This is a genomic window from Streptomyces sp. NPDC051322 (assembly GCF_040689485.1).
GTDB lineage: Bacteria > Actinomycetota > Actinomycetes > Streptomycetales > Streptomycetaceae > Streptomyces.
Map to the genome: position 1 here is coordinate 26407 of NZ_JBFBAK010000003.1, position 19964 is coordinate 46370.

The window sequence follows — 19964 nt, forward strand, 5'->3', positions numbered from 1 at the left end:
CCTCGCCGGGGGCGCCGCATGCGTCGGCCGGCCGCCGGTGAGAACGAAAGCGGGCCCGTCCGTGAGGGACGGGCCCGCTTCAGCAGGTCACAGACTCAGGCGCGTACGCACGAGTGGGGCACCCGGGACGGTGTCAGCTGCGCTTCCAGCGCGGCTTGTCGTCGCGGCGGCCGAAGGAACCGGTGCCGGTCCCCGTGCCGGTGGTGCGGTGGTCGTCGCGGCGGCCGCTCGGACGGTCGCCGCCGGAGCGGAAGCCGCCGGCGGGACGGTCGTCCCGGTTGAACGGACGGTCGCTGCCACGGTGGCCGCCGGTGGGGCGGTCGTCACGGCGCTGGAAACCACCGCGGTCGCCGCCGCGGTCGTCACGACGGTCGCCGCCACGGTAACCACCGGACGGACGGTCGTCGCGGCGCTCGCCGCCACGGTAACCACCCGAGGGGCGGTCGTCGCGGCGGAAGCCACCGGACGGACGGTCGTCACGACGGAAGCCGCCACGGTCGCCGCCCGACGAACGGTCGTCACGACGGAAACCACCGCGGTCACCGCCACGGTCGTCACGGCGGTCACCGCCACGGAAACCACCGCGGTCGCCGCCGCGGTCGTCACGGCGCTGGAACCCGCCGCGGTCACCGCCACGCGAACCGCCGCGGTCGTCACGGTCACGGCGCTGGAAGCTGCCCCGGTCGTCGCGGCGCTCCTCGCGCTGCTCCGCCCTCGGCTGCGCGGGCACCGCTGCGGCGGCCAGCTCGGCCGCAGTGGCGGCGGCCAGTTCGGCGACGGCCGTCTCGGGGTCGTCACCGCGCTCACGGGCGGCACGCGCCACCAGACGGTCGGCCTCCTCGCGCAGCTCGGTGGCCCGGCGCTGGACGCGCTCCAGCTCACGGGTGAGGTCCTTGGCCTCGCGCTCCGCCTGCTTGGCGGCGTTGTTCGCGGAGTCGGCCTGGACCTCGGTCAGCGAACGGGCCCCGGTGATCTCGGCGACCTCGGGCTCGAAGACACCGGCACCCTGGACGATGTGACGCGCGGCGTCGACACCGGCGTCCTCCATCATCCGGAAGATCTGGCGGCGCTGGTGCGGCAGCGAGAGCGAGACGACCACGCCGGACTTGCCGGCCCGGGCGGTACGGCCCGAACGGTGCAGGTAGTCCTTGTGGTCACCGGCCGGGTCCACGTTCAGGACCAGGTCGATGCCGTCGACGTGGATGCCGCGAGCGGCCACGTCGGTGGCGACCAGGGCGTTGACGTAGCCCTTCTTGAAGTCCTCGAGGACGCGGGTGCGGGCACCCTGCGTCATACCGCCGTGCAGCGCGTCGGCCTTGACGCCCGACTCGGCGAGCTGCTCGGCGATGCGGTCGGCGCCGAGCTGGGTGCGGACGAAGATGATGGTGCGGCCCTTGCGGGCGGCGATCGCCGCGGTGACCGGCGCCTTGTCCTTGGGCTTCACGACCAGCACGTGGTGGCTCATGGTCGAGACGTTGCCCTGGGCGCTGTCGACCTCGTGGCTGACCGGGTTGGTCAGGTAGCGCTTGACCAGCGTGCTGATCTCGTTCTCCATGGTGGCGGAGAAGAGCATCCGCTGGCCGCCGCCGGGGATCTGGTCGAGCAGCTCGGTGACCTCGGGCATGAAGCCCAGGTCCGACATCTGGTCGGCCTCGTCGAGCACGGCGACCTGGACGTCGGCGAGCGAGCAGGCGCCGCGGTTGATGATGTCGCGCAGGCGGCCCGGGGTGGCGACGAGGATGTCGACGCCGCGCTCCAGGGCGTAGATCTGGTTGCTCATGGACGTACCGCCGCAGACGACCTTCATCTTCAGGCCGAGCACGTCGCCGTACGGCTGGAGCGCGTCCGCGACCTGCATGGCGAGCTCGCGGGTCGGGGTGAGGATGATGCCGCGCGGCTTCTTCTTCTCGGTGTGACCGCCGGAGAGGGTGGCCAGCATCGGGAGACCGAAGGAGAGCGTCTTGCCGGAGCCGGTACGCCCGCGGCCGAGGATGTCCTTGCCGGCCAGGGCGTCCGGGATGGTCGCCGCCTGGATCGGGAAGGGGGCGGTGACGCCGTTCTGCGCGAGCTTGCGGACGATGCCGTCGGGCAGCCCCAGCGACCCGAAGGTCACGGACGGCTCGGCGGACTCGTCGGCGTCGGCAGCGGCTTCGGCGGCAGGGGCGGTCTCGGTGACCGTTCCGGGCGTGGCCTCGGCGGCGGCTTCCTCGGCCACTGCGGCCTCGGTGACGGCCGTCTCGGCCTGGACCACGACCGCCTCGGCGTCGGCGACGATCTCGTCGTTCTCGGGCAGGACGGCGTGGTCAGAACTAAAATTGGACATGCGAAATGCGAAACCTTCCGGAGTCTCGGCACGCGCCCATAACTCCGTGATTCGCAATTTCGACCGCCTCAATGCGGTCCAGCCACGGCAAGGGAGAGTACGCGCCACACGGCGCTCTTCTGTGTCGGCGCCGGGCAATGGGATCAAACGATCTACTACCATACGCACCCTCCCCCCGTTCTGGCAAACCGACCCCCGCTAAGCCGCTGCCACCTGCGGCGATGCGTGCGGCAGCGGCATCGCGCCGGTCCGCTTTCCGGGCTCAGCCGACGGTGGCGGGGTGGCTCCCGGCGGGGAGTCGCCCGGGTCGGGCGAAGCGCTCGCGGCCGGTGGATCCGCGGGCGGTGGCGGAGGCGGTGGCGGGCTGTCGGCAGGCGGCCCCGGCGGCCTGCCGCCGGGAACCGAAGGTTCCGCCGGGCCGGGCCTGCCGGGTGCGGACGCCCCGGCGGGAGCGGACGGCTTCGGCCCCGGCTCGGCTGACGCGCCGTCACCCTGGTGCTCGGCGCCCTTCTTGCCCGTCCTGCCGTGCTTCGCTTTCTCCCCCGTCGCCCCTCGGCCGCCGCCTCCGCCGCCGCCCGGCGCCGCCACCGCACCCGGCCTCGCCTGACTGCCGTGCGGCCCCGAGGAGGCCGAGGACCCCGGCTTTCCCGGATGGTCGGTCACACTCACGCACCCCGCCGAGGCCGTGACCGCCATCACGGCGACGACCAACCGAGCAGGGACGGGCAACTGGCGCACGGGGCGCACCTCCGGGAGCGGGCGGGCGAACGGGGTCGCAGTGCCCAACTCTCTTTTCCCCGCAAGGGACACGCCCGGCGCGGGATCAGCCGTACCCCAGGGCGTGCAGCCGGGCGTCGCCGATGCCGAAGTGGTGGGCTATCTCATGCACCACGGTGATCTCCGTCTCGGCCACCGCCTGCTCGCGCGAGCCGCACATCCGCAGCGTCGGCCCCCGGTAGACGGTGATCCGGTCCGGCAGCACCCCCGCGTACCACTCGCCGCGCTCGGTCAGCGGCGTGCCCTCGTAGAGCCCCAGCAACTCCGGTTGGTCGCTGCTGGGCTCGTCGTCGACGAAGATGGCGACGTTGTCCATCAGCCGCGTCAGTTCCGGCGGGATGCGGTCCAGCGCCTCGGCGACAAGCTCCTCGAACTCCTCACGCGTCATCTCCAGCACCCGGCCATTGTCACGTAATACGCCCGGACGCGCCGGATGCCCGCGGCTACCAAGTCGGCCTGCATCACGTCCGCATGCGCTCGGCCCGGGTGCGCCCGGGCCGCATGACCGGCTCTCCCCTTGGGCATACGGCACAAATGGCCGCAGCCGAACCCTTCCGGCACCTCGTCCGCACCCCGCGCCCCTGGGCCCGCGCTCTGGGCCTCGTGACGGTGGTCCTGTTCGGCGCCTGGCTGGGACTGCTGGTCGTGGGGAACGTCCGTACGCCGGTCGGGCCGATGGACACCACGATGACCCTGCGCCCCTCCCTCACCGGCGGCACCAAGATCAACATCGCTCCGCTGGGCGCCCTGGAACTCGATTCGCACACCGCCCCCATCCGCCTCGACGTGGACGTCGACCGGCTGGATCCGGTGCGTGCGCAGGCTCTGGTGCAGCACCCGGAGCGGATCTCCGGCCTGCAGGAGGAGATCACCCACGACATCGAGCACGGCACTCTCGACCTGGCGGTACGCTCCTGCGCCGCCGTCGTCGTGGGAGGCACCACGCTCGGCCTGCTCGTCTACCGCCGCCCTCGCCGCGCCCTGGCGGCGGGTGGGCTCGCGCTGGCCCTGCTGGCGGCGTCGGGCGCCACCGCGTACGCCACCTGGAACCCGAAGTCGGTCCTGGAGCCGAAATACTCCGGGCTGCTGTCGTCCGCCCCGCAGGTGGTGGGCAACGCCCGCTCGATCGTGAGCGACTTCGACGTCTACCAGGAGGAACTGGCGCGTCTGGTCACCAACGTGACCAAGCTGTACGACGCGGCCTCGACCCTGCCGGCGTACCAGCCCGACCCCGGCACGATCCGGGTCCTGCATGTCTCGGACATCCATCTGAATCCGGCGTCCTGGCCGATCATCGCCTCGCTGGTGAAGCAGTACCGGATCGACGTGATCATCGATTCCGGCGACACGATGGACCACGGCACCGCCGCCGAGAACCAGTTCCTCGACCCGATCAAGGACCTGGGCGTGCCCTACGTCTGGGTCCGCGGCAACCACGATTCGGTCACCACCCAGAAGTACTTGCGGCACTTCAGGAACGTGCGGGTCCTGGACGAGGGCCGCGCCGTGACGGTCGGCGGCCTGCGGATAGCCGGCACCGGGGACCCGCAGTTCACTCCGGACCGCTCCGTCGTGCCCGGCGGGGACGCCTCGGAACGGTTGGCCGGTATCCGGCTCGCCTCGGCCATCAGTGACCAGGAGGCCGCCGGTACGCCGGTCGACATCGCCGTCGCGCACGAGCCGGTGGCGGCGCGCGAGACGGACGGCACGGTGCCGCTGGTGCTGGCCGGGCATGTGCACCACCGCGAGAACGAGATCCTGAAGCTCGGCACCCGGCTCAAGGTGGAGGGCTCGACGGGCGGTGGCGGACTGCGCGCCGTGCAGAACAAGCATCCGGAGAAGGTGCTCGCCTCGGTGCTCTATCTGGACCGCACGACCCGCCGCCTGCAGGCCTGGGATGAGATCACGCTGGGCGGCCTGGGGCTGACGACAGCCGAGGTCAGCCGCCATCTCGCGACCGAGAACCAGCCGGCAGCGACCCCGTCGCCCACCCCCTCGGGGACAGGCCGTTCACCGGCGCCCTGAACCGTTTTGGCGAACGGTCCCGCCATCCCATATGCTTCTGACGTCCCCGACGCGCTGCAAAGCGCCCAGGCGGGCCTTTAGCCCTCATCGTCTAGTGGCCCAGGACGCCGCCCTTTCAAGGCGGTAGCACGGGTTCGAATCCCGTTGGGGGCACGCCATACTGTGTGCGAAACTGTTTCTCGCACATTGCTTGGTCCTGTGGAGCAGTTTGGAGTGCTCGCCACCCTGTCAAGGTGGAGGCCGCGGGTTCAAATCCCGTCAGGACCGCTGTGGCTCGCATGAGCCGCGTGGCTGGGTAGCTCAGTTGGTACGAGCGATCGCCTGAAAAGCGATAGGTCGCCGGTTCGATCCCGGCCCCAGCCACTTCCCGAAAGGCCCCGACTCCGGTCGGGGCCTTTCGCGTGTCCGCCGGGCCGCTCAGTCCACCGGCCCCTCAGTCCGCCGGCACCACGGCCGGCGGTCGGCCGCCCGGGTGCCGGTGGCGCCAGGTCCAGAAGACCGCGCAGGACAGCAGCGCCCAGCCGGCCAGCACCAGAAACGGGAAGGCGTGCTGGTACCCGCCGAAGTACACCGCGGTGTGCTGGGCGTTGACCGAGGCGCCGGGCGGCAGCCACTGGCCGATCCGCCCCAGCGTGGAGGGCAGCAGCGGCCAGGACACCGCGCCGCCCGACGACGGGTTGCCGAGCAGCACCATCAGCCCCCAGGTGGGCAGCATCGCCCAGCGGCCCAGCAGGGTGTTGAACATGGTGAAGACCATGCCCGAGGTGAACATGGTCAGCGTCAGGATCATCCAGGACTCCAGGAACGGCAGGTCCAGCGCGCCGAGCAGCCAGTCCACCACTGCCGCGATGGCGAAGCCGCCGAGCAGCGCGTAGGCCACGGTGAAGGCGATCCGTTCCGCCGGATTGAGAGCCCGTGCGTGCACCGAGAGCTGGATGGCGCCGACGAAACCGATGATCACCGCGGCCAGTGAGATGTAGAAGAGCGCGAGCCCGCGCGGATCGCCCTGCTGGAGCGGACTGATGTCCCGGACCTGCACAGGGACGCCGGTCACCTTGCCGACTTCCGGCCCCGCCTGGGAGATGACCTGCGCCACGGTCGCGCCCGAGGCGCCGGACACGGCGAGCCGGACCTCGGTGCTCTGCACGTCCACGATGGCGAAGACCTTCTGCTGGTCCACCGCCCGTCGCGCCTCGGCAGCCGTCGCATAGGGATGCAGCCGCATGGAGGCGTCGAGTGCCTTCTCCATGCCGAGGATGAACTGCTGTCCGACGGGTGACTCGTAAGCGCCGACCACCGCCGTGGGGACGCGGTGCGGCGTCGGGTTCGCCATGAAGTACGTGTACGAGCCGGCGAAGAGCGAGGCGGCTGCCGACAGGATGAGGACCAGCACGGTCGCCGGCAGGAAGGGCGACCCCTTGAAGGCGTCCCACCGCGCGCGGTGCGTCGCCGAGCCGGAGTGAGCGCCGCGCGGTTCCATCGGGTCGGACATGAAATTCACGCTAAACCAGATATACGGGGCTTACGCGTTCAGAATGGTGCATAAGCGGGCGCGGGCAAATCCGTTCGCCAGTCCCTTCCGCCGAGTGAGATCCTGGGTCAGGTATGTCTACTTCCTTCGCTGATCTCCAGGCCACGCTCAACGAACTGTCGCTGCGCGACGCGCACCGGCTCGGGCGGCGCCTCGAGGGCGCCCGCCGTATCCACAAGCCGGCGGCCCGGCAGGCGGTGCTGGACGAGATCGCCGCGGAGGCCGAGAAGTCCGCGGAACGGGTCGGCCGCCGCGCTGCCCGGGTGCCCGCGATCAGCTATCCGGAACAGCTGCCGGTCAGCCAGAAGAAGGACGAGATCGCGGAGGCGATACGCGATCACCAGGTGGTGATCGTCGCGGGCGAGACGGGATCCGGCAAGACCACCCAGATCCCGAAGATCTGCCTGGAACTGGGGCGCGGCGTCCGCGGCATGATCGGCCACACCCAGCCGCGCAGGATCGCCGCCCGTACGGTCGCGGAGCGCATCGCGGACGAGATGCGGACGCCGCTGGGCGAGGCGGTCGGCTGGAAGGTCCGCTTCACCGACCAGGTCAATCAGGACGCCACCTTCGTCAAGCTGATGACGGACGGCATCCTGCTCGCGGAGATCCAGACCGACCGTGAGCTGCGCGCCTACGACACGATCATCATCGACGAGGCCCATGAGCGGTCGCTGAACATCGACTTCCTGCTGGGCTATCTGGCCCAGCTGCTGCCGAAGCGGCCCGATCTCAAGGTCGTCATCACCTCGGCGACCATCGATCCGGAGCGTTTCTCGCGCCACTTCGGCGATGCGCCGATCGTGGAGGTCAGCGGGCGCACCTATCCGGTGGACGTGCGGTACCGGCCGCTGCTGGAGGAGGAGGGCGACGACTCGGACCGCGACCAGATCACCGCGATCTGCGACGCGGTGGACGAGCTCCAGGGCGAGGGCCCCGGCGATGTGCTGGTCTTCCTGTCGGGCGAGCGGGAGATCCGCGACACCGCCGACGCACTCGGCAAACGCGACCTCCGGCACACCGAGGTGCTTCCGCTGTACGCCCGGCTGTCGCACGCCGAGCAGCACCGGGTCTTCCAGCAGCACAGCGGGAGACGCGTGGTGCTGGCCACCAATGTCGCCGAGACCTCGCTGACCGTCCCCGGCATCAAGTACGTGATCGACCCGGGTACCGCCCGGATCTCCCGCTACAGCCACCGCACCAAGGTGCAGCGGTTGCCCATCGAGCGGATCTCGCAGGCCAGCGCCAACCAGCGCAAGGGCCGCTGCGGTCGTACGTCCGACGGCATCTGTATCCGGCTGTACTCCGAGGACGACTTCCTCACCCGGCCGGAGTTCACCGATCCGGAGATCCTCCGGACCAACCTCGCCTCCGTCATCCTCCAGATGTCCGCGGCCGGTCTCGGCGACATCGAGAAGTTCCCCTTCATCGACCCGCCGGACCACCGCAACATCCGGGACGGCGTCCAGCTGCTCCAGGAACTCGGTGCGCTGGACCCCAAGGAGAAGGACCCCAAGCGCCGGCTCACTCCGGAAGGCCGCAAGCTCAGTCAGCTGCCGGTCGACCCGCGGCTGGCCCGGATGGTGCTGGAGGCCGACCGTAACGGGTGTGTGCGCGAGGTCATGGTGATCGCCGCCGCGCTCTCCATCCAGGACCCGCGCGAACGGCCCTCGGAGAAGCAGCAGCAGGCCGACCAGCAACATGCCCGCTTCAAGGACGAGACCTCCGATTTCCTGGCCTTCCTCAACCTGTGGCGCTATGTGCAGGAGCAGCAGAAGGAGCGCGGCTCGTCGAGCTTCCGCCGGATGTGCAAGCAGGAGTATCTGAACTTCCTGCGGATCCGCGAATGGCAGGACATCTACGCGCAGCTGCGATCGGTCGCCAGGACGATGGGTGTCCACCTGAACGAGGAGGACGCCCCCGAGCAGTCCGTGCACACCTCGCTGCTGGCCGGTCTGTTGTCGCACATCGGGCTCAAGGACACCGAGAAGAACGAGTATCTGGGCGCCCGCAGCGCCAAGTTCGCGATTTTCCCCGGTTCGGCGCTCTTCAAGAAGCAGCCGCGCTTCATCATGTCCGCCGAACTGGTGGAGACCTCCCGGCTCTGGGCCAGGGTCAACGCGAAGATCGAGCCCGAGTGGATCGAGCCGGTCGCCCAGCATCTGCTGAAGCGCACCTACAGCGAGCCGCACTGGGAGAAGGACCAGGCGGCCGTCATGGCGTACGAGCGGGTGACGCTGTACGGCGTGCCGATCGTCGCCCAGCGAAAGATCAATTACGGCCGGATCGACCCGGAGACCAGCCGGGACCTTTTCATTCGCAACGCGCTGGTCGAGGGCGACTGGCGTACCCACCACAAGTTCTTCGCGGACAACCGCAAGCTGCTCGCCGAGGTCGAGGAGCTGGAACACCGCGCCAGGCGACGCGACATCCTGGTGGACGACGAGACGCTCTTCGATTTCTACGACGAGCGCATCCCCGAACACGTCGTCTCGGGGGCGCACTTCGATTCCTGGTGGAAGAAGAAGCAGCGCGAGGAGCCCGAAGCGCTGGACTTCGAGCGCTCGATGCTCATCACGGAGAAGGCCGGGTCGGTCACCAAGGACGACTATCCGGACTCCTGGCGGCAGGGAAAGCTGAAGTTCCGGGTGACGTACCAGTTCGAGCCGGGCGCGGACGCCGACGGTGTCACCGTGCACATCCCGCTCCAGGTGCTCAACCAGGTCACGCCGGAGGGTTTCGACTGGCAGATTCCCGGGCTGCGCGAGGAGGTCGTCACCGAGCTGATCCGCTCGCTGCCGAAGCCGATCCGCCGGCACTACGTGCCCGCGCCGAACTACGCCGGGGCTTTCCTGGACCGTGCGGTGCCCCGGCAGGAGCCGCTGCCGCTGACGCTCGCGCGGGAACTGCAGCGGATGGTCGGAGTGCCGGTCACCGCGGACGACTTCGATCTGTCCCGGATCCCGGACCATTTGAAGATCACCTTCCGGGTCGTCGACGAGCGGCGCCGCAAGGTGGCCGAGGACAAGGACCTGGAGGCCCTGAAGGTCGCGCTGCGCCCCAAGGCCCGGCAGGCGATCTCCAAGGCGGCCGCGGCCACGGCGGGCCCGACGGGGGAGCCCATCGAGCGCACCGGCCTCACCGACTGGACGATCGGCACGCTGGAGAAGGTCTTCGAGACCCGGCGGGCCGGCCAGCCGGTGCGGGCGTTCCCCGCGCTGGTGGACGCCGGTGAGAGCGTCTCCGTACGCCTCTTCGACACCCCGGCCGAGCAGCAGCAGGCGATGTGGCGGGGCACCCGTCGGCTGATCCTGCTGAACATCCCGGTGAATCCCGCCAAGTTCGCGTCGGACCGGCTCACCAATCAGGCGAAGCTCGCGCTGTCCCGTAATCCGCACGGTTCGATTCCGGCGCTCTTCGAGGACTGTGCGAGCGCGGCGGCCGACCGGCTGATCGCCGAGCACGGCGGGCCGGCCTGGGACGAGGAGTCGTTCCGGAAGCTGTACGAGAAGGTGCGCGCCGACCTGGTCGAGACGACCATCAGGACGGTCGACCAGGTGCAGCAGATCCTGGCTGCCTGGCAGGCCTGTGAGCGGCGGCTGAAGTCCACCACCAGTCCGGTGCTGCTGGCCAATCTGAGCGACGTACGGGGCCAGTTGGCGGCGCTCATGAAGCCGGGCTTCGTCACCGCGACCGGGCTGCGCCGGCTGCCCGACCTGATGCGGTATCTGGTCGCGGCCGACCGGCGCCTCCAGCAGATGCCGACGGCGGTCCAGCGGGACACCACCCGCATGGAGAAGGTGCACGAGATGCAGGACGAGTACGCCTGGCTGCTCGAACAGCTGCCGCCGGGGCGGCCCGTCCCGCAGGAGGTCACCGAGATCCGCTGGATGATCGAGGAGCTGCGGGTGAGCTACTTCGCGCATGCGCTCGGTACGGCCATGACCGTCTCCGACAAACGCATCGTGAAGGCCATCGACCAAGCGCTGGCTGCTTCCCGCTGACCGGCCCGCTATCCGGTTCGACCAGGGGCCCGGCCTCCTGTACAGTCTGTCTCGCAGCCGGACGGAAGTAAGCCTGTGCGACCCGTTCGCCCGGCACGGCCGCGAAACCTGGTCCTGTGGAGCAGTTTGGAGTGCTCGCCACCCTGTCAAGGTGGAGGCCGCGGGTTCAAATCCCGTCAGGACCGCAGTAGAAGAAGGCCCGCATCCTTGGGATGCGGGCCTTCTTCCGTCATGGCTGCGGCCCGCCAGGGGGTCGGCGGAGGCCGACACGGCGACCCGGGGCCGAATGAACCCGAACCCACCCAACGGGCGCTTTATCAGGGCGAGCTGACGGTTTGGCAAGAGGCGCGCCATGTGACGGGTGTCACTGAATCAGTTTTTACAACGGACGAACTTAACCCCGGCCTACACGAAGCCAATTTAATATGTGCAATTGCACCACCCGGACTGACGTACCGACCGGCCGGACTGCGGGCGAGCCGGTGGGCGCCGGCAAGGCCACACCCCGGCCCCCGCACGGCCTCTGCGGCAGCCGACCACGCCTCGTACGCCCGGGGAACCGGCCTGAGAACCGGCCGAGGGGCCGGCCCGGGCACCGCCCTCACGGAGCCGCAGCCGACCAGGACACGGCACAAAAAAATCGCGCTGGACCCGGCGGAGTCCAGCGCGATCAAGAGCTGCCGTCCGTTGGGGCGGACAACTGCCATGTGGAGCAATAGCGGGGCAAACCGGGTTAGGGGCCCGGAAACGCCCGATTTATCGGGGGTGTTCAGGCCTCGCTGCGCTGCTGCGGGATGCCCGCAAGCAGTGCACGGACCTCTGCTTCGCGGTACCGGCGATGCCCACCCAGCGTGCGGATGGACGTGAGCTTGCCCGCCTTTGCCCAGCGTGTGACCGTCTTCGGGTCCACGCGGAACATCGTGGCAACCTCAGCCGGGGTCAACAGCGGCTCGGCATCAGGGGTGCGAGCGGTCATGAGCGGCCTCCTCGGAGAACCGAACCATCTCGGTTCATTCCTCTAAATTCTGCACCTTGACCCACGTTGCCCGAAATGGCGCACGCAGGTCGAGTCGGTTATAGGACGAACGGCTTGTCTTCGGCACTACAACTACACCATCCGTCCAGCCACGTCGGCCAAACCGATGGAATTGCCCTCTCAGGTGTTCATCAGTGGCGGAAGTCCGATGGACCATGCCATAGCGGACAGTCACACCACAGTGACGATCAGTCACATGGTGATCAGGAGACACCAGATCCACCAAAGAGGACAATGCCGAGGAATCCGCCCTTACTTGGACGGAAGGAGCCCACTCCGGACTCCTTGTCCTATTTTGGCACGAGGATGGGGGATGGGCGCAAGGCCCCGGTACGTGCGGTCCATCACGCTTGATACAAAGGCCCGGATCGGGACCTAGGTCATCGAGCGGGACCGGCCGGCATCCCCGGCCGGCCCCGGCGGTCGGCCGGTCCCGCCGGTCAGTTGGCGATCTGCCGTTCCCGGACGGCCCTCCAGCGGTCCGAAAGCCGCTCGTAGGCAGCATCCGCGGCGTCGTCGTCCCCGGCCCGCAGAGCGGCGACCGCGGCCGCCACATCGGCGGCCGACCGGTCGTCGGCCAACTGCGCTTCGGGCAGCGCGTGCACCAGACCGCCGTAGTCGAGCTCGACCAGCGACCGGGGGTGGAATTCCTCCAGCCACTTGCCGACGTCGACCAGGCCGTCGATGAGCGGCCCCTCGTCGAAGTGCTCCCTGAGCGTCTTCAACGAGCGTGCCAGCCGACGCCTGGCCTCCACCATCGGGGTCCGGTAACGCAACACCGGCGGCGCACCGTCCGCCGCCTTGGCGTATTCCCGCTCCGCGTCGTCGAAAAGTGTGAACCAGCGCACCGGGACGTGCCACACCGTGGTCCGGATCCAGGGACGGGCGTCCGGATTCCGCTCCCGCCACCGCTCGTAGTCCGCGGCGGCCTGCCGGCGCACCACCGGGGGCAGCACCACATCGAGCACCGCCGCCGGGTACTGCCCGGAGAGCTCCTCCAGGGCCTGCCAGCCACGCAGCCTGGTCCGCCACGGGCAGACACAGACGACCCCGTCCAGTTCGGCCACGAACGCCTCGGCGCTCTCGTGCACCGGCACGGCGACCGGGGGCATCGGCAGCAGATCCGCCAGCGAGCGCCTCAGTTCGTCCTGTGCGGTCGGCAGATCGACGCGCCGTGCGTAGCGGGCCCAATGCTCGCGTTCGGCCTCCGGAAAGGCTGCCAGGGGCTCGTAGACCCGCAGATAGGACGTATAGGGCACGATCACCGAGGACACCACCGCCATGAGCTGAATCGTCCCATGGCACTGCTCCACCAGGGGGTGATCCTGAGCACTGCGCCTGATCTACGGGCGCGTAGGGCCTAATCTGCTGCCAGCCGGGCCCTCTCCACCCGTAAGAAGGTCCGGCAACCGAAATTCGCCGCTTCGTACTTGGGAGTCACCACAGTGACCGATGTGACCGGCGCTCCTGTCGATGTACTGCACACCTTGTTCCACTCGGAACAGGGGGGACACGAGCAAGTCGTGCTCTGCCAGGACCGTGCCTCCGGCCTGAAGGCCGTGATCGCCATCCACTCCACCGCTCTGGGCCCGGCCCTCGGCGGAACCCGCTTCTACCCGTATGCGAGTGAGGGGGCGGCCGTCGCGGACGCGCTGAACCTCGCCCGCGGCATGTCGTACAAGAACGCCATGGCCGGGCTGGACCACGGCGGCGGCAAGGCCGTCATCATCGGGGACCCCGGCGTGATCAAGACCGAGGAGCTGCTGCTGGCCTACGGCCGGTGCGTCGCTTCGCTCGGCGGTCGCTACGTCACCGCCTGCGACGTCGGCACCTACGTCGCCGACATGGACGTGGTGGCGCGCGAGTGCCGCTGGACCACCGGGCGCTCCCCCGAGAACGGCGGTGCGGGCGACTCGTCGGTGCTGACCGCCTTCGGCGTCTTCCAGGGCATGCGGGCCAGCGCCCAGCACCTGTGGGGCGACCCCACGCTGCGCGGCCGCAAGGTCGGCGTCGCGGGCGTCGGCAAGGTCGGCCACCACCTGGTGGAGCACCTGCTGTCGGACGGCGCCGAGGTCGTCGTCACGGATGTGCGCGAGGACACCGTGCGCCGCGTCATCGACAAGCACCCCGGACGAGTGACCGCGGTCGCCGACACCGAAGCGCTGATCCGCGTCGAAGGCCTGGACATCTACGCCCCCTGCGCGCTGGGCGGCGCGCTCAACGACGCCTCCGTGCCGGTACTCACCGCGAAGGTGGTCTGCGGCGCCGCCAACAACCAGCTGGCGCACCCGGGCGTCGAGAAGGACCTCGCGGACCGCGGGATCCTCTACGCGCCGGACTACGTGGTGAACGCCGGCGGGGTGATCCAGGTCGCCGACGAGCTGCACGGTTTCGACTTCGACCGCTGCAAGGCGAAGGCCACCGGAATCTTCGACACCACACTGACAATCTTCGCTCGAGCAAATGAGGACGGCATCCCGCCGGCCGCCGCCGCCGACCGGATCGCCGAGCAGCGGATGGCCGAGGCCCGCGGCCACTGACGGTGTACGGCCTCTGACCCGCTGTCGGGGAGACGTGACTCACCCCCGTCGGCGGGTCGGCCGCCCAGAAGAGGTTAAAATCGCAGCTGACCAGCGAGGACGGGGCTCCTCGCCGGTTCTGCGACGCGGTGCTTCCGACGGGCGGCGTACCGTATGGCCGCGGAAGCAGGTACCGTTGAAGCCCTACGGACCGGACTCTTCACGGAGAGTCCGTTCCGAATCATGAACGGGTGTCAAGACTCTGGGGCCGTCGAGCCCCGTCACCGAGGGGGTCGAGCCATGGGGCGCGGCCGGGCAAAGGCCAAGCAGACGAAGGTCGCCCGCCAGCTGAAGTACAGCAGCGGCGGAACGGACCTGTCACGCCTGGCCAATGAGCTGGGCGCATCTCCTACGAGTCAGCCACCGAACGCGGAGCCGTTCGAGGACGACGAAGAGGAAGATGACCCGTACGCACAGTACGCGGATCGTTACAACGAGGATCAGGACGAGGACGATCAGTCCGGTCCTGCGTCCGAGCGCCGCGGCGCTTGACGTTCGACACCTCGCAGAGCACAGCTCCTGACCGAGCGCTGTATCACCGAGCACATGTGGGCTCGGGGTGCTGAGCAGGGGCCGCTGAGCTCGGCATATTGAGCACGGTCACCATCCGACCCGGTCCGGGGCCTCCGCCCCGGACCGGGTCAGTGCTGTCCTGGCGGGGGCCTACTTGGCGTACTCTCCGGTGAGCTCCGCGCCCGTGCTGTGCGCGCCGCGCCCGGGGCTCTGCCGCTCGACGACCGTTCCGGCGACCCAGGCGTCCAGCCCGCGGTCGGCGAGCGTGGTCAGCGCCGCGTCGACCGACTCCTCGGGGACGACGGCCATCATGCCGACGCCCATGTTGAGGGTCTTCTCCAGCTCCGCGCGCTCGACCTGGCCGGCCTTGCCGACCACGTCGAAGACCGGGCCGGGCCGCCAGGTCGAACGGTCGACGGTGGCGTGCAGACCGTCCGGGATCACCCGGGCCAGGTTGTTGGCCAGGCCGCCGCCGGTGATGTGGCTGAAGCCGTGCACCGTGGTCGTACGGGTCAGCGCCAGGCAGTCCAGCGAGTAGATCCTGGTCGGCTCCAGAAGCTCCTCGCCCAGCGTCCTGCCGAACTCCTCGACCTCCCGGTCCAGCGCCCAGCCGGCCCGGTCGAATACGACGTGGCGGACGAGTGAGTACCCGTTGGAGTGAAGTCCGGACGACGCCATCGCGATGATCGCGTCACCCTTACGGATACGATCCGCGCCCAGCAGACGATCGGCCTCGACCACACCCGTACCGGCACCGGCGACGTCGAACTCGTCCTCGCCGAGCAGCCCGGGGTGTTCGGCGGTCTCGCCGCCGACCAGCGCGCAGCCGGCCAGCACGCAGCCTTCCGCGATGCCCTTCACGATCGCCGCGACGCGGTCCGGGAAGACCTTGCCGACGCAGATGTAGTCGGTCATGAAGAGCGGCTCGGCGCCACAGACCACCAGGTCGTCGACGACCATGCCGACGAGGTCGTGGCCGATGGTGTCGTACACGCCCATCTTCCGGGCGAGATCGACCTTGGTGCCGACGCCGTCGGTGGCGGACGCCAGCAGCGGACGCTCATAACGCTTCAGCGCGGAGGCGTCGAAGAGACCGGCGAATCCCCCGAGGCCGCCGACGACCTCGGGGCGCTGGGTCTTCTTCACCCACTCCTTCATCAGCTCGACGGCACGGTCGCCGGCTTCGATGTCGACGCCCGCGGCTGCGTAGCTGGCACCACTGGTCTCAGGAGGCATGGCTCTGGGAACTTTCGTGTCGTACTGCAGGGCTTACGGGCTGCACGGTTACTGGCTGCACGCTTGCTTACGGGCGACGGAGTGCGTCGGTAGCGGCGGTGCTCGCCGGTCCGGCGGCCAGCTCGGTCTCCAGCAGCTGCTTGCCGAGGAGCTCGGGATCGGGCAGGTCCATCGGGTACTCGCCGTCGAAGCAGGCACGGCAGAGATTCGGCTTGGCGATGGTGGTCGCCTCGATCATGCCGTCGATGGAGATGTACGAAAGCGAGTCGGCGCCCATCGAGGTGGCGATCTCGTCCACGGTCATACCGTTGGCGATCAGCTCCGCGCGGGTGGCGAAGTCGATGCCGAAGAAGCACGGCCACTTGACCGGCGGGGAGGAGATCCGGATGTGGACCTCGGCGGCGCCGGCCTCCCGGAGCATCTTGACGAGGGCACGCTGGGTGTTGCCCCGCACGATCGAGTCGTCGACGACCACCAGGCGCTTGCCGCGGATGACTTCCTTGAGCGGATTGAGCTTGAGGCGGATACCGAGCTGGCGGATCGTCTGGGACGGCTGGATGAAGGTCCGGCCGACATAGGCGTTCTTGACCAGGCCCGAGCCGTACGGGATGCCGCTGGCCTCGGCGTAGCCGATCGCGGCGGGCGTCCCCGACTCGGGCGTCGCTATCACCAGGTCGGCTTCGGCCGGGGCTTCCTCGGCCAGTTTCCGTCCCATCTCGACGCGCGAGAGGTAGACGTTCCGGCCGGCGATGTCGGTGTCCGGGCGCGCCAGATAGACGTACTCGAAGACGCACCCCTTAGGCTTCGCTTCCGCGAATCGCGACGTCCGCAGACCGTTCTCGTCGATGGCGATCAGCTCGCCCGGCTCGACCTCGCGGACGAATGCGGCGCCACAGATGTCCAGGGCGGCGGACTCCGAAGCGACGACCCAGCCGCGCTCGAGACGGCCGAGCACCAGCGGGCGGATGCCCTGCGGGTCGCGGGCCGCGTAGAGCGTGTGCTCATCCATGAAGACGAGCGAGAACGCGCCCTGCGCCGCGGGAAGCACCTGGGCGGCTGCTTCCTCAATGGTCAGCGGCTTGCCGTCGTCGTCCGTCTGACTCGCCAGCAGCGCGGTGAGCAGATCGGTGTCGTTGGTGGCTGCCACCTGGGTGGACCGGCCGTTCTCCTTGGGCAGGTCCGCGACCATCTTGGCGAGCTGGGCGGTATTGACCAGGTTGCCGTTGTGACCGAGCGCGATCGAGCCGTGCGCGGTCGCACGGAAGGTCGGCTGCGCGTTCTCCCACACCGAGGCTCCGGTGGTGGAGTAGCGGGCGTGACCCACCGCGATATGGCCCTGGAGAGAGCCGAGAGAGGTTTCGTCGAAGACTTGTGAGACCAGACCCATGTCCTTGAAGACCAGGATCTGGGACCCATTGCTCACTGCGATGCCCGCGGACTCCTGTCCACGGTGCTGCAGGGCATACAGTCCGAAATAGGTGAGCTTGGCGACCTCTTCACCCGGAGCCCAGACTCCGAAGACGCCACAAGCGTCCTGGGGGCCCTTCTCGCCGGGGAGCAGGTCGTGGTTGAGTCGTCCATCACCACGAGGCACGCCACCGAGTGTAGGCGAGATCGACCACTGGTCCGAATTGGGGATCCCGGCGGGTGCCCGTCCTGTCCCGATACGCGCTGCTATGCGGTGGCGTCGATCCCCCTGCCGTCGGCTGCCCTGAGCTTCAGGGTGTGCTGCTGGATTTCGTACCTGACAGGCCCGTGCAGCAGCTTGAGCAGGTGCCTCTCCACGGTCATGGCCGGTCCCGGGCACGCCATTCGGGTGGTGGTGAGGCGCCCGAACGTGAGGGTCCCGTCCGTGACCTTTGCCATACCGCTGAATCGGTTGCAGCCCAGGTTGCCGTGGACCGATCCGTCCTTTCCGAAGGTCATCCGCGCCTTCCCCGCGGGGCCCGTCGGCAGCGACGACGCGGTGCCGTCCTCGACCAGCGAGGTCACCTTCCAGTCGGTGCCGGTGAGCGGCGCGGCCCGCTGGGACCGGAGCACGACGGAGTCGCCGCCCGCGGCCTGCAAGGTGAGCTTTCCGTCCTGGAGTTTCGCGGTGAGCTTCCCGCTGAAGGTCTTCAGCAGCGCCTTTTCGTACGCCTGGATGTTCTTCGGGCAGCCGATGAGCGTGGAGGTGCTGTCACCGACGGTGAGCGTGTCGCCCTTGACGGTGGCCGGGGCACTGAAGTGGTTGCATCCGGAGTAGCCGCTCACCCGGCCCTGGTCGAACGAGACGTCCGCGCCGTGCGGCACGGGCACCGTCCGTCCGTCCACCGTGACGCTGTCCACCCGCCAGTCGGTGCCGGCCAGCGGGACGTCCGGCGCTACCGAGCTGCTCGAACCGTTTCCACTGTGCGTCGTGCCGCAGGCGGCCAGCGTGAGGAGGGCCAGGGCGGCGACGGCCGTGCGTTGTGTGTGCATGGAGGTCTGACGGGCCGAGTGGCCGGTCCGGTTCCACGGCGTCACCCGGGCCCCGTCGACCGGGCGGGCCCGTCAGCTCATGACGGGCAGCAGATCGGAGAGATCGGCCCGCTCCCCGCTCGCGGTGACCTGTGCGTCCTCCAGCGCCGCCGCCCACTCCGTACGCCCGGTGGCCAGCCGGATCCAGGTGAGCGGACCGGTCTCGACGACGTTGGGCGGGGTGCCGCGGGTGTGCCGGGGGCCCTCGATGCACTGGACCACCGCGTACGGCGGAATCCGCACCTCGGTGGAGGCGCCGGGTGCCTTCGCCGCGAGGGCGTCGGCGAGCAGCCGGGTACAGGCGGCGAGCGCCTGCCGGTCGTACGGGATTCCCAGGCCGGTGGCGTGGTTCAGGTCATCGGTGTGCACCACGAGTTCCACGCACCGGGTGACCAAGTAGTCACCGAGGCGCATCGCGCCCACCCGCCCGGGCAGCAGCAGATCGTCCGGCGCGGCGGGCAGCCGTTCGGCGATCCGGGCCGCCGCGCGGTCGAAGAGCTCTCCGGGGGCGGCGCTCGCGGCGAGCCCTCTGGTGTCCTCGGCGATCCGGCCGGCGACGGGGGCGGTGCCGGCAGTCCACTCGAGCAGGGTGATCTCCCGCTGCCCGCCGGCGCGCCCCGCGAGCGCCTCCCGCGTCTGCGCCGACGCGTCGAGGTGGCGGCTCACGCTCTCGACAGCCATCACGAGATGCGCGGCCAGCTCCCGTACGGTCCAGTCACCGAGGCGGGTGGGGAGGTCGAGCTGCGCGGCGCTGAGCGTCTCGACGGCTTTCCGGACGTTGCCGAACTGGGCGAGGACTGCCGAGCGGGTGCGGGCGGGATCGTAGCGGCGGGCACGCTTCTGAGAGGGCGGCATGGGGCGAGCGTAGGCGGTGACCGACGGCGGCCCGCCTGCGGCCGCTCGCCTTACCTGTGTGGGAACCGGCCAGGGCCCGGGCCCCGTCCTTGTTCCCGGCGAGCTCATAGAAAGTTGACCCGTTCAGTTCAAGCCACATAAGTTCTCGCCCTGACGCGCTCCATGAGGTGCGCACGTCATCACACTCTTTGGGGGGACCAAAGTGCACTGGTATCTCGACGTACTCAAGAACTACGCGGGCTTCAGCGGCCGCGCGCGGCGCCAGGAGTACTGGATGTACACCCTGTTCAACATCATCGCCGCGATCATCGTGGCGATCGTGTCCTTCGCCCTCCTCCACAACGGGGTACTCGTCGTCGTCTACTACCTCGCGGTACTGCTGCCGTCCCTCGCGGTGATGGTGCGCCGCCTGCACGACACCGGCAGGTCCGGTGGCTGGTTCTTCATCAGCTTCGTCCCGTTCGTCGGCGGCATCATCCTGCTCGTCTTCCTCTGCATCGAGGGCGATCAGGCGGCTAACGCCCACGGCGCCAACCCCAAGCAGGCACCGGCGTACTGACAAACCGGAAGCGCCGGTGTCCGGGGA

Annotated in this window: 14 protein-coding genes and 4 tRNA genes; 9 read left to right on the forward strand and 9 right to left on the reverse strand. The window is 69.3% G+C overall.

The genetic code is table 11. The features are described 5' to 3' along the window. Window positions 1–133: 133 nt before the first annotated feature. Both AB0436_RS08275 and AB0436_RS08280 read right to left on the reverse strand, forming a co-directional pair. Entirely contained in the window at window positions 134–2323 is a 2190-nt protein-coding gene (locus tag AB0436_RS08275) for a DEAD/DEAH box helicase (RefSeq protein WP_366466941.1), read from the reverse strand. Between the two features lie 823 nt (window positions 2324–3146). Beyond that, the gene (locus AB0436_RS08280; protein ID WP_366466942.1) at window positions 3147–3497 is read right to left on the reverse strand and encodes a metallopeptidase family protein; all 351 of its coding nucleotides are present in this window, start codon (window positions 3495–3497) and stop codon (window positions 3147–3149) included. Window positions 3498–3634: 137 nt separating this feature from the next. On the opposite strand from AB0436_RS08280, the gene AB0436_RS08285 reads away from it, so the two are divergent. The 4 genes from AB0436_RS08285 to AB0436_RS08300 all read left to right on the forward strand — a co-directional run bounded on the left by AB0436_RS08285 (window position 3635) and on the right by AB0436_RS08300 (window position 5488). Continuing rightward, entirely contained in the window at window positions 3635–5125 is a 1491-nt protein-coding gene (locus AB0436_RS08285; protein WP_366466943.1) for a metallophosphoesterase, read from the forward strand. An 80-nt stretch (window positions 5126–5205) separates the two neighbouring features. Then, window positions 5206–5278 (forward strand) — tRNA-Glu (locus tag AB0436_RS08290). Between the two features lie 39 nt (window positions 5279–5317). Further along, a tRNA-Asp gene (locus AB0436_RS08295) sits at window positions 5318–5392 on the forward strand. Between the two features lie 22 nt (window positions 5393–5414). Continuing rightward, a tRNA-Phe gene (locus tag AB0436_RS08300) sits at window positions 5415–5488 on the forward strand. A gap of 70 nt (window positions 5489–5558) precedes the next feature. Here the strand turns inward: AB0436_RS08300 and AB0436_RS08305 are convergent. Next, window positions 5559–6617: an ABC transporter permease gene (locus AB0436_RS08305; RefSeq protein WP_366466944.1), complete on the reverse strand. Its 1059-nt coding sequence runs from the start codon at window positions 6615–6617 to the stop codon at window positions 5559–5561. A gap of 113 nt (window positions 6618–6730) precedes the next feature. On the opposite strand from AB0436_RS08305, the gene hrpA reads away from it, so the two are divergent. Next, the gene (gene hrpA, locus AB0436_RS08310) at window positions 6731–10660 is read left to right on the forward strand and encodes an ATP-dependent RNA helicase HrpA (RefSeq protein WP_366466945.1); all 3930 of its coding nucleotides are present in this window, start codon (window positions 6731–6733) and stop codon (window positions 10658–10660) included. Window positions 10661–10770: 110 nt separating this feature from the next. Beyond that, window positions 10771–10845, forward strand: a tRNA-Asp gene (locus AB0436_RS08315). A gap of 584 nt (window positions 10846–11429) precedes the next feature. Here AB0436_RS08315 and bldC read toward each other — a convergent pair. Together bldC and AB0436_RS08325 are read right to left on the reverse strand one after the other, a co-directional pair. Then, window positions 11430–11636 carry a developmental transcriptional regulator BldC gene (gene bldC, locus AB0436_RS08320; protein WP_003949541.1) on the reverse strand — a complete coding sequence of 69 codons (207 nt, stop codon included), beginning with the start codon at window positions 11634–11636 and terminating at the stop codon, window positions 11430–11432. Between the two features lie 500 nt (window positions 11637–12136). After that, a complete protein-coding gene (locus AB0436_RS08325) occupies window positions 12137–12979 on the reverse strand; it encodes a hypothetical protein (RefSeq protein ID WP_366466946.1) in 843 nt (280 codons plus the stop codon). Window positions 12980–13141: 162 nt separating this feature from the next. Between AB0436_RS08325 and AB0436_RS08330 the strand changes: the two genes are divergently transcribed. Continuing rightward, window positions 13142–14236 (forward strand): Glu/Leu/Phe/Val dehydrogenase dimerization domain-containing protein, encoded by a 1095-nt coding sequence (locus AB0436_RS08330; RefSeq protein ID WP_366466947.1) that lies wholly within the window; start codon window positions 13142–13144, stop codon window positions 14234–14236. 279 nt (window positions 14237–14515) lie between these two features. Next, window positions 14516–14767, forward strand: a complete 252-nt coding sequence (locus tag AB0436_RS08335) for a DUF3073 domain-containing protein (protein WP_366466948.1) — start codon at window positions 14516–14518, stop codon at window positions 14765–14767. A gap of 171 nt (window positions 14768–14938) precedes the next feature. Here the strand turns inward: AB0436_RS08335 and purM are convergent, their stop codons facing one another. The 4 genes from purM to AB0436_RS08355 form a co-directional block, all read right to left on the reverse strand. Beyond that, window positions 14939–16024, reverse strand: coding sequence for a phosphoribosylformylglycinamidine cyclo-ligase (gene purM, locus AB0436_RS08340; protein WP_366466949.1), 1086 nt, complete (start codon window positions 16022–16024; stop codon window positions 14939–14941). 67 nt (window positions 16025–16091) lie between these two features. After that, window positions 16092–17618 (reverse strand): amidophosphoribosyltransferase, encoded by a 1527-nt coding sequence (gene purF, locus AB0436_RS08345; protein ID WP_366466950.1) that lies wholly within the window; start codon window positions 17616–17618, stop codon window positions 16092–16094. A gap of 80 nt (window positions 17619–17698) precedes the next feature. Next, the gene (locus AB0436_RS08350) at window positions 17699–18484 is read right to left on the reverse strand and encodes an META domain-containing protein (RefSeq protein ID WP_366466951.1); all 786 of its coding nucleotides are present in this window, start codon (window positions 18482–18484) and stop codon (window positions 17699–17701) included. A gap of 72 nt (window positions 18485–18556) precedes the next feature. Continuing rightward, the gene (locus AB0436_RS08355) at window positions 18557–19378 is read right to left on the reverse strand and encodes a sterol carrier family protein (protein WP_366466952.1); all 822 of its coding nucleotides are present in this window, start codon (window positions 19376–19378) and stop codon (window positions 18557–18559) included. Between the two features lie 202 nt (window positions 19379–19580). Here AB0436_RS08355 and AB0436_RS08360 point away from each other — a divergent pair, with 202 nt between their 5' ends. Continuing rightward, a complete protein-coding gene (locus AB0436_RS08360) occupies window positions 19581–19937 on the forward strand; it encodes a DUF805 domain-containing protein (protein ID WP_366466953.1) in 357 nt (118 codons plus the stop codon). Window positions 19938–19964: the final 27 nt, after the last annotated feature.

Coding starts and splice junctions, on each gene's coding strand:
- AB0436_RS08275 (WP_366466941.1), bottom strand. CDS start 2,323: ATGTCCAATTTTAGTTCTGACCACGCCGTCCTGCCCGAGAACGACGAG.
- AB0436_RS08285 (WP_366466943.1), top strand. CDS start 3,635: ATGGCCGCAGCCGAACCCTTCCGGCACCTCGTCCGCACCCCGCGCCCC.
- AB0436_RS08305 (WP_366466944.1), bottom strand. CDS start 6,617: ATGTCCGACCCGATGGAACCGCGCGGCGCTCACTCCGGCTCGGCGACG.
- hrpA (WP_366466945.1), top strand. CDS start 6,731: ATGTCTACTTCCTTCGCTGATCTCCAGGCCACGCTCAACGAACTGTCG.
- bldC (WP_003949541.1), bottom strand. CDS start 11,636: ATGACCGCTCGCACCCCTGATGCCGAGCCGCTGTTGACCCCGGCTGAG.
- AB0436_RS08325 (WP_366466946.1), bottom strand. CDS start 12,979: ATGGCGGTGGTGTCCTCGGTGATCGTGCCCTATACGTCCTATCTGCGG.
- AB0436_RS08335 (WP_366466948.1), top strand. CDS start 14,516: ATGGGGCGCGGCCGGGCAAAGGCCAAGCAGACGAAGGTCGCCCGCCAG.
- purM (WP_366466949.1), bottom strand. CDS start 16,024: ATGCCTCCTGAGACCAGTGGTGCCAGCTACGCAGCCGCGGGCGTCGAC.
- AB0436_RS08350 (WP_366466951.1), bottom strand. CDS start 18,484: ATGCACACACAACGCACGGCCGTCGCCGCCCTGGCCCTCCTCACGCTG.
- AB0436_RS08355 (WP_366466952.1), bottom strand. CDS start 19,378: ATGCCGCCCTCTCAGAAGCGTGCCCGCCGCTACGATCCCGCCCGCACC.